We start from the raw sequence: 13,164 nt of genomic DNA, 5'->3' as shown, positions 1-13,164 counted from the left end.
GACTCTTATTCACTTACATTCATGCGGTCATTTGACCCAAGCCTCAATTACGATGACGATTAAAATTGACATTCCACTTTTTCGTGCTTTAGCAATGGCGTGTACCGTACTCGCTAGTTGCTGGATCGCCAGCCCGGCCTGGTCGTCAGATATAACTGTTTTCGATAGCGCCCCTCCCGCCCAACCGCCTCGCAGTAAATTTCAACAATTCACTGAGCAACTTACCGAACGTGCATCAGATCTTGCACAAAGTGCCATCGGTTTAATCGGTATTAATTATAAATACGGCGGCAACACGCCGCAAACTGGACTTGATTGCAGCGGCTTGGTGCGATACGTGTTTAAGGAAGCGCTCGGTATTAACTTACCCCGCACCTCAGCAGAACTCAGCAAAGAAGGCGAAAAAGTTGACCAGGATGACTTAAAACCTGGCGATCTGGTCTTTTATAACACCCTCAAACGCAGCTTCTCTCATGTCGGCATCTATCTAGGGGATAACAAGTTTATCCACGCTCCAAGGACCGGTTCTTCAGTGCGAGTAGAAAGCATGGATATAGCTTATTGGAAAAATCGCTTCAACGGCGCGCGTCGCATTAGTGATCTGGATCCGGCAACAGTTGCAAATATTACAGCAGCGCAAAAATAGAAACACTGTCTATTCATTTACTTATTTAACAGCAAAAAGCCACATCCATAGATGTGGCTTTTTGCTGTTTCGAATAGCACAAGAAATGTAGGAATTGGAATCCTGCGCAAGCCTTATTAACGGTTCCGCTTCACCCACCGCGCTTCTCTAGCAACTTCCTTTTGATCTCGACCATTTGAGCCATCACGGCTTGCTCCCCCGCAAGAATTGCCATATTCCGTCCATTGAAGTCATTACCCTTCATAGCGTCGAGCCTAGGTTGGATGACGATGTCCGCCTCTTTCAGGTCCTTTTCATTAATCGTCTGACCCATAATAGCAAAGGTTTGCAGTAACACATCGACAGAACTAGATGCGGCCTGCGCTTTCGGCACGGCAGAGATATCGACAGCAATCACAAAGTCGGCACCCATTTCCTTGGCAAATCGAACTGGTACCGGGGCCACCAACCCACCATCTACATATAGATGGCTACCAATCTTGACCGATTGAAATACGCCCGGGACGGCTGAGGAAGCACGCACTGCTAACCCAGTATTTCCTCGCCGAAATAAAATCGGCTGGCCTGAGTTCAGATCTGTAGCGACTGCTCCGAATGGAATTTTCAGTTTTTCGATCGGAACATTACCGATGGTATTATTAACATAGTTTTCAAGGCCGATGCCTTTTAAAACTCCGCTTACCTTGGCAAATAAGGGAATCGACCAATCAGAAAATGCCGCCTCATCCATTTTCAATGCCAATTTTTGCAATGCGTATCCGTTGTTTCCTGCGGCGTAAAGCGCCCCAACAACGCTACCTGCGCTGGTACCAACGACGATATCCGGAACTATGCCTTGGGCTTCAAGAGCCTTAATGACTCCAATGTGCGCGAAGCCACGTGCCGCGCCACCACCCAAGGCAAGGCCAATTTTAATGTGCCGCGGCGCTTCTTTTTGAACAACCGGCACCGTGACTACGGGTGTCACTGGCGCGACTGGTGCAATAGTCGTACAGGCTGTGACTAAAGACAAAGTGAGCAAAATAGACAGCGATGATCTGACTACTGGCAGGCAACGAGGCGATAAGATAGCGTTCATTAATTAAGAAATACGATGAAAGTCAGCGATTTTACATCAGAGGCGGACCTCGGCAGCCATGCCCGACGAAAGATTACGACCGGAATGATAGGTAAATTGATTGCAAAATAAACCATTAATCAGACTAACGCTACAACTTCGGCGGTAGACAATGGCGCAAATGCAGAACACCTGGAATTCATTAGCACGGCATGAGTATTGCCTCTATCATCGACCTAACTTTCCTCAATGTATATCAGCCTTACTATTTATTACGATCGTCGTCGGTAGGCGTGCTGTGAACACGCTCCCCTTGTCTTGACTCGACTCGACGCCCAACACTCCCCCATGTCGAAGTAATACATGTTTAACAATGGCTAGGCCAAGCCCGGTTCCTCGCGTCTCGCGAGACCGGCTTTTGTCCACCCTGTAGAAACGTTCGGTCAAACGCGACATATGCTCAGCACTGAATCCTATACCCGTATCACGCACCACGAACTGTGGTCCCTTGAGCGTATTTTGCCAAATCAAATCTATTTTCCCGCCAGCCGGGGTGTACCGCACAGCGTTAGATACCAAATTATTGAAAGCACTTCGTAATTCTTCTGTGTTTCCGTTGATATCCGGGCCATCTATGTGAAGAGAAAAAATATGTTGACCAGCCGACAACAACTCAACTTCTTGCAAAATATTTTTTAACATAGCTTCGATATACACGCGTTCTGGACGCATCGGATAATCGATTGACTCAAGCCGCGTTAGTGTCAGCATGTCGCCAATCAAATTTTGCATCCGCTGGCCCTGCTCGGTCATCATTTTTAGATGTCCAGCCCTTACTTGTGGGTCGAGATTTGGATGGGCTTGGGCAATTTCTAAAAAACCGTTAATAACCGTCAGCGGTGTGCGTAATTCATGTGAGGCATTAGCGATAAAATCGCGGCGCATCATATCGATGCGTTCTGATTCAGTCGCGTCATGGGTTACCAGAATCTGACGGCGATTTTCAAATGGAATAATTTGTACAACCAGTTTCCGCTCGCGTAGCGTTAATAGCAGCGGCTGATCATAGCGACCAAGAATTATGTAATCGATGAAATCTGGGTTTCGGATCAAATTGGTAACACGCATTCCTTTGTCGCGGCCATGTTGGAGGCCGAGATGACGCTCGGCCGCTGGATTACACCACTCCAAAAATAAAACGTCATCCATGATCACCACACCGTCAGGCAATAGATGCATGGCCTGTCGAAAACGCGCCAGCCATTCGGACAGTTCAGCTTGATTTTTTTCATCATCACGTCGCAGACGATACAAACGTGAAAAAATGTCTGTCCACGCTCCCCAACCATCTGGAAGCTTTTGTCCACGAGGATTATCCAGCCAGCCACCTAAACGATACAAATAATATAGTTGCAAAACAATCAGCATTACGAGACTTGCGGCGCACAAAAGCAACCCTGGAATTGCCCCAAAAAAAAGCCACGCGAAAGCCGAAACGACAAAAATCATCAGCAGCCGAAGGGCCGCTGGTATCCAGAACAACATCGTTGGATTCATAAGGTATTAAAAGGAAATGAGATAGCGCAATGCAGTGCGTTAACGTAAAAAGACTTATTTTGTCGACAACATGTAGCCGACGCTACGCACGGTACGAATCAAATTATCCGCCTCATGCAGAGCCTTCCGTAAGCGTAGTATGTGCACGTCTACCGTTCGCTCTTCGATAACCACATGATCGCCCCACACCTTGTCAAGTAATTGACTGCGTGAAAAAACCCGATCGGGATTGGCCATAAAGAACTTCAGCAGACGATACTCGGCGTGTCCGATATCAATTTTCTGTTCATTCATCAGCACCGAACAACTCGCTGGATCAAGCGTTACCGCGCCAGCAGACATCATGCCAACAGTCTGATCAGGATTTTTACGACGCAATAATGCTTTCACCCGCGACGTTAGCTCACGTGGTGAAAACGGCTTGGTCATATAATCATCCGCACCATTATCCAAACCGGATATCTTATCCTCTTCCATGGATTTAGCCGTTAGCATCATCACCAGTATCGACTGAAATTGCCGTTCTGCACGTAGACGTGACAAAAATCTGAGTCCACTCTGATCGGGAAGCATCCAGTCCAACAGCACCAACTCTGGCGTTCGATGCTGAATCGATGACCAACCTTCGGCTGCCGTAGACGCCACCGTCGGACTCCAACCTGCCTCCGACATGGTGTATGCAACTAACTCTGCAATCGACGGTTCATCCTCAATGATCAGAATTGATGCTTTTTCAGAAGTCATCGGCACAGGTCAACGTAAAAATTAACAAGCCATGAATTATAAACATACGCGTTCGCCCTTTTCTTCCTCACTTGATCCGCTGCTCGCCTGCTTTACGCAACAATCAAGTACCTGAGCCAAGGTGTGTCGCTGCATAGTCGGTATGTCGTATATCCTTACCTTCGACGATATAAATAACATATTCTGCGATGTTTTTAGCGTGATCCCCAATACGCTCGATTGCTTTTGCGACCCACAAAGTGTCCATCAATGCAGAAATCGTGCGTGGATCTTCCATCATGTAAGTGATGACGTTGCGCATAATTGACCGAAAATCCCGATCGATAATTGCATCGTCTGAAATCAATTTGATCGCCTGCTTTTCGTCCAAACGTGCCAACGCATCAAGAGCATCGTGCAGCAAGTCGGCGGCCGCTGTAGCAATCACCCTTACAGTTTCATTGTGATCGACACTTCCGACGCCACGCTTATGAAGATGGATCGCCGTACGTGCAATTTTGGCGGCCTCATCACCGACTCGCTCAAGATCGGTAATGACCTTAATCGTCGCCATCACTACGCGTAAATCATTAGCCGTAGGCTGACGACGCACGATCAAGTGACTACAAGCATTATCCAATTCCACTTCTAATAAATTGACTTGATCGTCATCCTTGATGACGCGTTCGCCAGCGGCAATATTTCCGTTATGGAAGACATTCATTGCTTCCTGAAATTGTCGCTCGACCAAACCGCCCATAAGTAATACTTTTGAACGGATTGTTTCAAGGTCTGAATCATATTGCTTTGAAGAGTGTTCGCCAGTCATCTGGTTATTCCTTACAGTTCTATGCGGATTCAATAAGAGTTAAAAGGTGCATACGAAATAGAAGTTAATCATCCAACGCCACTCCGTATAACTGATTAACCAAAGCGACCAGTAATGTAATCCTGCGTTTCTTTACGGGCCGGATTCATGAATATCTGATCGGTCTTGCCAAATTCGACTAGCTCACCCAAATACATATAAGCCGTGAAATCCGAGCAGCGTGCGGCCTGTTGCATATTGTGCGTCACGATAGCAATCGTGTAATCTTGCTTCAGCTCAGTAATCAACTCTTCTACTTTAGCCGTCGAAATTGGGTCCAGCGCCGATGTCGGCTCATCAAGTAAAAGGACATCAGGACGTACTGCGACGCTCCGTGCTATACACAAACGTTGCTGCTGACCGCCTGACAAACTTAAGCCGCTTTTATTCAGTTTATCTTTTACCTCGCCCCACAAGGCCGCTTTCGTCAGTGCCCATTCAACGCGCTCGTCCATTTCACCTTTTGGCAAATTTTCATAAAGACGAATACCAAAAGCGATGTTGTCGTAGATCGACATTGGAAACGGCGTCGGCTTCTGAAACACCATACCGACCTTGGCACGTAACATATTCAGATCCTGACCGGCATCCAAAATATTCTTCCCAGCGTAGATAATTTGTCCTTCAGCACGCTGACCGGGATAAAGATCGTACATTCGGTTGAGAGTACGTAGTAATGTGGATTTTCCGCAGCCGGATGGACCAATAAATGCGGTTACCTTTTTTTCATTGATATGAAGATTAATATCTTTCAATCCTTGAAAACTACCATAGAAAAAATTCAACTTTGAAATTTCTATAGTCGGCTTTTTAAGAGCGTTGAAATCGGTGCTTTGCAGTGCTTGATTAGTCATGGCAATCGCAGTCATTAAATGCAGTTTTCAGTAAATGGTTTAGCTGTTAGCCAAGCAAACATCAATGAAAAAAATGCCTTATAGCACTTTTTCAGACGTTGCCTCAACTTGGAATTTTTTGGCTAAATAAGGTACGCGCTACGATATTCAAAATCAATACACCCAATGTAATCAACAAAGCACCCGCCCAGGCCAAAGATACCCAATTGTCGTAAGGGCTATTGGCAAACTGATTAATCACGCCAGGCAAATTGGCAATTGGCTTATTCATATTGGTACTGAAAAATTGATTGTTCAAAGCTGTAAAAAGCAATGGTGCGGTTTCGCCGGCTATGCGTGCCACAGCCAATAGAACGCCCGTCACTACACCGGCTTTTACCGCGCGAAGCCGCACAGTCAATGCTACCTTCCAGCGCGGTGCGCCGAGCGCAAATGCTGCTTCTCTCAAATTGCCGGGTACCAGTTTGAGCATATTGTCGGTTGTCCGGACTACCACAGGAACAGCAATTAATGACAAAGCAAATGCCCCCGCCCAACCAGAAAAATGACCGATTTTCGCGACATAAATTGCGTAAACAAACAGGCCAATGACAATTGACGGCGCTGACAACATGATATCGGTCACAAAGCGCGTCACTTGGGCCAGTTTGCTTTCTTCCCCATATTCAGCCAAATAAATGCCGGCTAATATTCCGATTGGCGTGCTAATCAGTGTGGCCAGTCCAACCAGCATCAAGCTGCCCACTATCGGATTAAATAAGCCACCGCCCTCCCCACCTGGCGATGGGGTGTTTTGGGTAAGCAATCCAAGATTCATTGCACCCACCCCTTTTACCACGAGGGTTGTCAAAATCCACATCAACACAATTAAACCGAAAGCCATCGCCAAAAAAGACAACACCATGCCAATTTTGTGTATCAAAATTCGCTTGCGATATACTTTGTTCGCAGCTGGATTGACAGGAAAAGTTTGCGTTGAAAGCCCTGAATTCTGTGCACTCATTTGACACCCTCTTTCCGGGACATTCCCATCAACATCAATTTAGCTGCGGATAGTACAAGAAAAGTAATCACAAATAATATAAGACCAAGTGCGAATAACGCAGAGACGTGCAAGGTTGACGAAGCCTCAGCGATTTCGTTAGCTAGCGTCGATGCAATACTGTTACCGGCACCGAATAAGGACCACGATAAGCGGTGCGAATTACCAATAACGAAGGTCACCGCCATCGTTTCGCCTAGAGCACGACCAAGTCCAAGCATGACACCACCCACAACGCCGGTTTTAGCATAGGGCAACACCACCTTGCGGACGACTTCCCAACGGGTGCAACCAAGGCCGTACGCTGATTCTTTCAATACCGCCGGTACGACCTCAAATACATCGCGCATCACGGAGGCAATAAAAGGAATGATCATCACTGCCAAAATCAGGCCAGCTGTTAAGATGCCGATGCCCATTTGCGGACCTGAAAATAAGATACCAATACCAGGAATATGACCCAAAGTATCACCTAACAAGGGCTGTACATATTCCGCAAACAACGGGGCAAACACAAATAATCCCCAAATGCCGTAAATAATACTCGGAACCCCAGCGAGAAGTTCGACTGCCGTACCTAAAGGCTGACGTAATTTTGAAGGACAAATTTCCGTCAAAAATAATGCAATACCGAAACTGATTGGGAACGCAATTGCTAATGCAATAAATGACGTCACCAGCGTACCCGCAATCGCAGTTAATGCGCCGTACTGATCGTTGACCGGATCCCACTCAATACTGGTAATAAAAGACGGACCAAATGTATGAAATACAGGCCACGCGCCGATGGCAAGCGAGACAATAATTCCCATCAGAACAAACAGTACGATGAGCGAAAATCCCATCGTGATTTTATGAAAGAAGAAGTCCTGGATGCGTTGTCTGCGCATAGTGACAAGCAATGCTTGTTGCGACAAACCGGCCTGATCAAGGCTTTTGGGGTGGAGTGATATTGGTTGTGCCATAACAGGAATATTTGCACTCATGAGTAGCGATATCCGATGAAGTGTGTGCCATGTCCGTCTAACATCTCGGAACTTATTACAAATTATTAGCCCGGCGGTCACCTAGCGAGTTTTTCTGCGTAGGAATTGAGGCGATGGGCCTTGCAACTTAATGTTGGTATCGGGAGGCGCTATTACAGTATGACTACAGACAAACGGTCTACCATCACCGTCCATCTGTATTTTTATTAACTATCTAGACACACGCTAAAACCAGCCCTGATTACCAGATTGCCTTACCAGCGCTGTCCTTAATATCACTTTTCCAAGCTTCGGTTACTAGCTTAACGACAGAAGCAGGAATCGCCACATAGTCAAGTTCAGTCGCTGCTGCGCCACCGTTCTTGTAGGCCCAGTCAAAGAACTTCAGAACTTCTTTGCCCTTGGCACCATCAGCTTGTGATTTATGCAGCAAGATGAACGAAGCACTAGTAATAGGCCAGCTATTCTTACCGGAAGCATCTGTGAAATCGACCGCAAAACCCGGTGTTTTAGCCCAATCGGCACCCGCTGCTGCTGCTTTAAAAGTTTCGTCATCTGGTTGTACAAATCCACCGTCACGATTTTTCAACTGTGTATGCTGTAGCTTGTTCTTTTTAGCGTATGCATATTCAACGTAGCCAATCGAACCTTTGATTTTTTGGACGTTGGCTGCGACGCCTTCATTACCTTTGCCACCCACACCGACCAGCCACTTAACCGAAGTACCTGCACCAATGCCACTCTTAAAGCTAGGATTAGTTTTTGACAAGTAACTAGTGAACACAAAAGATGTACCTGAACCGTCAGCCCGATACACAACCGTGATGTCGCTAGATGGCAGCTTCACGCCAGGGTTCAAAGCAGCAATTTCTGGCGAATTCCATTTAGTAATTTTGCCTAAATAGATGTCTCCCAATAATGCACCAGTCAGCTTCAATTGGCCTGGAGTAATACCTTCCAGATTTACCACCGGCACTACGCCACCCATGATTGCAGGGAACTGCATCAAACTGTCAGCGGCCAATTCTTCCGCCTTTAGCGGCATATCGGACGCCCCAAAATCGACGGTCTTTGCTTTGATCTGTTTGATACCACCGCCCGACCCAATCGATTGATAATTCAAGCTATTGCCAGTTGCCGCTTTGTAAGATTCGGCCCACTTTGCGTAAATCGGATAAGGAAATGAAGCGCCAGCGCCAGTGATTTCCGCTGCCATTACCGATGAAACTGCGAACGTTGCACCCAACGCCAAAACGACGGATGTAAAGACTTTATTGAGTCGCATTCAATTACTCCCTTGTTCACTAAAATTAAACACCAAACTTAAAATAAAACTATAGAAACTTACGGTTTCTTACGGATCAGGCTAGCTAAAATGGTTTATTTGATACATTTACAGCCGCAAATTCATAACGTCCATTGGGACAGGCGGAACTTTAACCAACATTTATGACATGTTTGTGACACGCAATGAAGCGCAACATAACAGTGTAATTAGTGTTCTATTTGAATAATAAAGGGCTCAAATAGCTATCGTATTTGTCATCAAGATGTCATATTGTCTGCATACACTCCGATCAAATTGTCCAGACTAGTACACTCACTTTATGAAAAAAAATACTAGCCCGGGCGAGGGAAGTGACCCAATTAAACCAAATATTGATAGCAACCCTGCCTATTTGAATCGCGAGCTCTCGCTTCTCGCCTTTAATCGGAGGGTATTGGCGCAAGCCGAGCAACGACACATTCCATTGCTTGAGCGGTTACGCTATTTATGTATCGTCAGTAACAATCTGGATGAGTTTTTTGAAGTACGCATTGCAAGTCTTTTGGCCAATAGTCACACAGAGGACGGCAGCCAAGTCATTGATCCCCCGCTGCTGACTGAGGCGTTCAAACTAACCAGTACCGAATGTCACGATATCGTTGCACGTCAATATGCCATCCTGAACAAGGAAGTCTTGCCGCAACTATCAGCGAATGGTGTTCATCTTCTAAGGCATAAAGATCGTAACGAAGCCCAGCGTGCTTGGGTGAAATCGTATTTTGAGCACGAAATTCGTCCCTTACTCACCCCCATCGGGCTTGATCCGGCTCATCCGTTTCCGCAAGTTCTCAACAAGAGCTTAAATTTTATCGTCGAAATGGCGGGAAAAGATGCGTTCGGACGAGAAGCGACAATCGCCATTGTGAAAGCGCCGCGTGTATTACCGCGTGTGATTAGATTACCCGATGCGCTATCGCCGAATGGCATTTCATTCTGTTTACTGTCATCAATCATTCATGCGCATATTAATGATCTGTTTAGCGGGCGCCACATACTCTCCTACTACCAATTTCGGGTGACGCGCAATAGTGATTTATGGGTCGATGAAGAGGAGGTGAAAAATCTACGTCAGGCGCTACAAAGTGAATTACAAAGTCGCCAGTTTGGCGTTGCGGTTCGTCTCGAAATAGCCCAAAACTGCCCTCAGCATTTATCTACCTTTTTACTCAATCAATTTTCTATCGCGCCAAATCGAATGTATGCCGTTGATGGACCAGTCAATCTGGTGCGACTATCAGAAATGATTGATCAGACCACGCTCCCGAATCTGCGCTTCCCAACCTTTACACCGGGCCTGCCTTCGCACTTGTTATCTGAAGATATTTTCACCTTATTAAAAAGAAAAGATGTCCTGTTGCACCATCCGTTTCAGTCGTTTCAACCAGTGATCGACTTTATCCGCAGCGCGGCACATGACCCGTTAGTCGTTGCTATAAGGCAGACTATTTATCGCGCAGGGATGAATTCGGATTTAATCGAATCATTAATTCTTGCAGCGCAGTTGGGTAAGGAAGTCACTGTAGTAGTCGAATTAATGGCACGTTTCGATGAAGAAGCGAACATTAATTGGGCCGACCGATTAGAGCGCGCCGGAGCCCATGTTGTATATGGTGTAGTCGGCTTGAAAACGCACGCAAAACTGGCACTCGTTATCCGCCGCGAAATAATCAATGGAGGAAAAGACGATACGAATGGATTGTGCTTTTATGCGCACCTAGGAACCGGAAACTATCATCCGAACACCACCAAGCTATACACCGACTTTGGTCTGCTAACTGCTAACCAAAAGTTAGCAATCGAGGTGAATGAAGTATTCATTCACCTAACCAGTCTGACTAAACCAAAAAAAATGGATCATCTTTGGCTGGCCCCATTCGCCCTGCAAAAAGAATTAATTCGCGCGATTCGAAACGAGGCAGAAATAGCACGGCAAGGCAGACCAGCGCGGATAGTCGCAAAAATGAACGCGTTGTTGGATGAGTCGGTAATCAAAGCGCTCTATGCTGCTTCAGCAGATGGCGTGAAAATAGAACTTATTATTAGAGGCGCCTGTGCATTGCGCCCTGGCGTGACCGGACTATCGGACAATATTTCGGTGCGCTCTATCATCGGGCGTTTTCTTGAACACACGCGAATCTATTACTTTCGGAATAATTTACAGCACGATGTCTATCTTGCCAGTGCCGACTGGATGAATCGTAATCTTTTCAGGCGCGTTGAGGTGGCATTCCCCATATTAGACAAAGCACTAAAAAAGCGTGTCATCAATGAGGGACTAACGCCTTACCTGAAAGACAATGTCAATGCATGGGAATTGTCGTCGGATGGAAATTGGACCAAACGTAAAAAAGGACCACGTAGTGCAGCGTTTAGCGCCCAGCAGCACCTGATGTCTCTTTTAGGTGCGTCTTCAGAAACCAGCTAATCTAATAATTGTTAAGGAAATTTTCATGGAACTGATACTCTGGCGTCACGCTGAGGCTGAGGTCGGCGAACCCGACGAAGGCCGTGCTCTGACCGGAAAAGGTCATAAACAAGCATGGAAAATGGCAGACTGGCTTGACCGCAATTTACCCAACTCTTGTAAGATACTCTGCAGCCCGGCGACTCGCACTATCCAGACAGCGGAAGCATTGGGACGCAAATTTAAGATTCATCCAGAACTCGCCCCAAACTGCACTGCTGATCAACTATTAGCAGCGGCCCATTGGCCAGACTCTCGCGAACCAGTACTCATTATCGGGCATCAACCCACGCTGGGTCAGGTAGCTGCGATACTTATCGCTGGCGAAAAAAAAGAATGGTCGATACGTAAAGGCAGCGCCTGGTGGATCGCACAACGGCAGCGTGGTGATACCACGACAACCTATCTTAAAGCAGTCATGTCGGCGGAACTGATTGCAAAGTAAATGGTTCAACATGTAAATATGAATCTGTAAAACGCGTCACTTTGTAAATTTTTAATATTTATATATTTATATATTTATATATTTATTTGCAGATTTAAATATGATGTCTTAGCTTCGTTTCCAATTTTTCAATAATTTACATGTAAACTGGAATATCATCATGTCGCGACTCTCTCTTAGAATTAAGACGAGGATTAGCGCGGGTGGATTGTATTCAAAGATGCATTACAACTTAAATCTCGAGTCCGGATCTTTCTTCGACGCCACTCGCGTAGGCTCATCCGACCTAAATAGGATATTTTAGCAAAGGGGCGTTCGGAAGCTGATGTTATCGTGATAGCTCTGGTTTTCGGTCCTTGACGAAGGTGCCAGGCCTACCTCAATCGCGTATTTAAAAAGATCCATATCGCATTCGACTCCGATCTTTCGCATCGCGCTATTTTTTTGGGAGCTCACAGTTTGCTTGCTCCGATGCAGATGACTTGCGATCTCACTGATTGCCATACCAGAGACATACAGTCGCAGTACTTCTGCCTCTCGCTGAGATAATGCCAAGCGTCCTTTCACATTACCGTATTCCTTCATGATAGATTTTATCGTTGGGGAAAAGAACTCACCCTTATCACTTCCATAGGCGATATGGACTGCCGATATTAAATAATTGACGTCATCCATCTTGCTAAGAATACAGCGCACTCCTATCGCTCTTAATTTCCCTAAAATTGCCGGATTATCGATCATGGTCATGGCGACAATACGCACGCCTGGGTAACGTCGAAGAATGAATTCAAACAAAGGAATGCCATCGCCAAATTCGCCACCTGGCATTACATAGTCAGCCACCAGCACGTCGCATAAACCCTTATTTAACAGATCAATTATTTCTGTTGAATTACAAGCTGTTGCTACTACTTTCAGGCTACTTGCAGCGATTACAGATCTGATTCCCGCCAATACAAATGGATGGTCATCAGCAATAATTACTTTGATTATTTGTGTATTCACTGATTACCTTAAGAAATCTCTGATTTAGTTGCTTAAGGCGTCGCAAATGAGTGGGACAAGAATATATGGAACTCTGTTTATTTAAGCTAAAAAACAAAACATATCTCACCGAAGAAAAACGATTTTAAATTACTACACCCCACTCAGTCGCACGAATTAATTTAAGACGAACGTGTAAATAATTCTGATG

12 protein-coding genes are annotated in these 13,164 nt (G+C 45.9%); 3 read left to right on the top strand and 9 right to left on the bottom strand.

Going from position 1 to position 13,164, the window contains the following annotated elements; all coding sequences use genetic code 11:
• Positions 1–52: 52 nt before the first annotated feature.
• A complete protein-coding gene (locus tag QN379_RS22010; RefSeq protein WP_322238331.1) occupies positions 53–646 on the top strand; it encodes a C40 family peptidase in 594 nt (197 codons plus the stop codon).
• A 130-nt stretch (positions 647–776) separates the two neighbouring features.
• Here the strand turns inward: QN379_RS22010 and QN379_RS22005 are convergent, their stop codons facing one another.
• The 8 genes from QN379_RS22005 to pstS form a co-directional block, all read right to left on the bottom strand.
• Positions 777–1,724 (bottom strand): patatin-like phospholipase family protein, encoded by a 948-nt coding sequence (locus QN379_RS22005; protein WP_323507615.1) that lies wholly within the window; start codon positions 1,722–1,724, stop codon positions 777–779.
• 225 nt (positions 1,725–1,949) lie between these two features.
• On the bottom strand, positions 1,950–3,260 hold the full coding sequence (gene phoR, locus QN379_RS22000) for a phosphate regulon sensor histidine kinase PhoR (protein ID WP_322238325.1): 1,311 nt from the start codon (positions 3,258–3,260) through the stop codon (positions 1,950–1,952).
• Positions 3,261–3,314: 54 nt separating this feature from the next.
• Complete coding sequence (locus QN379_RS21995; protein WP_322238323.1) at positions 3,315–4,004, bottom strand: winged helix-turn-helix domain-containing protein; 690 nt, start codon at positions 4,002–4,004, stop codon at positions 3,315–3,317.
• A gap of 103 nt (positions 4,005–4,107) precedes the next feature.
• Entirely contained in the window at positions 4,108–4,812 is a 705-nt protein-coding gene (phoU, locus tag QN379_RS21990; RefSeq protein WP_323507614.1) for a phosphate signaling complex protein PhoU, read from the bottom strand.
• Between the two features lie 95 nt (positions 4,813–4,907).
• Complete coding sequence (pstB, locus tag QN379_RS21985; RefSeq protein WP_322238319.1) at positions 4,908–5,705, bottom strand: phosphate ABC transporter ATP-binding protein PstB; 798 nt, start codon at positions 5,703–5,705, stop codon at positions 4,908–4,910.
• Positions 5,706–5,808: 103 nt separating this feature from the next.
• On the bottom strand, positions 5,809–6,708 hold the full coding sequence (gene pstA / locus QN379_RS21980) for a phosphate ABC transporter permease PstA (RefSeq protein ID WP_323507613.1): 900 nt from the start codon (positions 6,706–6,708) through the stop codon (positions 5,809–5,811).
• On the bottom strand, positions 6,705–7,637 hold the full coding sequence (gene pstC, locus QN379_RS21975; protein ID WP_416348561.1) for a phosphate ABC transporter permease subunit PstC: 933 nt from the start codon (positions 7,635–7,637) through the stop codon (positions 6,705–6,707). The genes pstA and pstC overlap by 4 nt, the downstream gene beginning before the upstream one ends.
• A 337-nt stretch (positions 7,638–7,974) precedes the next feature.
• Positions 7,975–9,018, bottom strand: a complete 1,044-nt coding sequence (pstS, locus tag QN379_RS21970; protein WP_322238314.1) for a phosphate ABC transporter substrate-binding protein PstS — start codon at positions 9,016–9,018, stop codon at positions 7,975–7,977.
• 322 nt (positions 9,019–9,340) lie between these two features.
• Between pstS and ppk1 the strand changes: the two genes are divergently transcribed.
• Together ppk1 and QN379_RS21960 are read left to right on the top strand one after the other, a co-directional pair.
• On the top strand, positions 9,341–11,485 hold the full coding sequence (gene ppk1, locus QN379_RS21965; RefSeq protein ID WP_323507612.1) for a polyphosphate kinase 1: 2,145 nt from the start codon (positions 9,341–9,343) through the stop codon (positions 11,483–11,485).
• 25 nt (positions 11,486–11,510) lie between these two features.
• A complete protein-coding gene (locus QN379_RS21960) occupies positions 11,511–11,969 on the top strand; it encodes a SixA phosphatase family protein (RefSeq protein WP_322238310.1) in 459 nt (152 codons plus the stop codon).
• 300 nt (positions 11,970–12,269) lie between these two features.
• Here QN379_RS21960 and QN379_RS21955 read toward each other — a convergent pair whose 3' ends face one another.
• On the bottom strand, positions 12,270–12,974 hold the full coding sequence (locus QN379_RS21955) for a response regulator (protein ID WP_323507611.1): 705 nt from the start codon (positions 12,972–12,974) through the stop codon (positions 12,270–12,272).
• Positions 12,975–13,164 lie beyond the last annotated feature (190 nt).

This window comes from Glaciimonas sp. Gout2 (genome assembly GCF_035018905.1).
Classification (GTDB): Bacteria; Pseudomonadota; Gammaproteobacteria; order Burkholderiales; family Burkholderiaceae_D; genus Glaciimonas.
The sequence above is the reverse complement of the archived record's forward strand: the minus strand, read 5'-3'. Positions and strand labels throughout refer to the sequence as shown.

Excerpts from the sequence above, each read along its gene's own strand:
- QN379_RS21995 (WP_322238323.1), bottom strand. The coding sequence starts at position 4,004 with ATGACTTCTGAAAAAGCATCAATTCTGATCATTGAGGATGAACCGTCG.
- QN379_RS22010 (WP_322238331.1), top strand. The coding sequence starts at position 53 with ATGACGATTAAAATTGACATTCCACTTTTTCGTGCTTTAGCAATGGCG.
- pstC (WP_416348561.1), bottom strand. The coding sequence starts at position 7,637 with ATGCGCAGACAACGCATCCAGGACTTCTTCTTTCATAAAATCACGATG.
- phoU (WP_323507614.1), bottom strand. The coding sequence starts at position 4,812 with ATGACTGGCGAACACTCTTCAAAGCAATATGATTCAGACCTTGAAACA.
- QN379_RS21960 (WP_322238310.1), top strand. The coding sequence starts at position 11,511 with ATGGAACTGATACTCTGGCGTCACGCTGAGGCTGAGGTCGGCGAACCC.
- phoR (WP_322238325.1), bottom strand. The coding sequence starts at position 3,260 with ATGAATCCAACGATGTTGTTCTGGATACCAGCGGCCCTTCGGCTGCTG.
- pstS (WP_322238314.1), bottom strand. The coding sequence starts at position 9,018 with ATGCGACTCAATAAAGTCTTTACATCCGTCGTTTTGGCGTTGGGTGCA.
- pstB (WP_322238319.1), bottom strand. The coding sequence starts at position 5,705 with ATGACTAATCAAGCACTGCAAAGCACCGATTTCAACGCTCTTAAAAAG.
- ppk1 (WP_323507612.1), top strand. The coding sequence starts at position 9,341 with ATGAAAAAAAATACTAGCCCGGGCGAGGGAAGTGACCCAATTAAACCA.
- pstA (WP_323507613.1), bottom strand. The coding sequence starts at position 6,708 with ATGAGTGCACAGAATTCAGGGCTTTCAACGCAAACTTTTCCTGTCAAT.
- QN379_RS22005 (WP_323507615.1), bottom strand. The coding sequence starts at position 1,724 with ATGAACGCTATCTTATCGCCTCGTTGCCTGCCAGTAGTCAGATCATCG.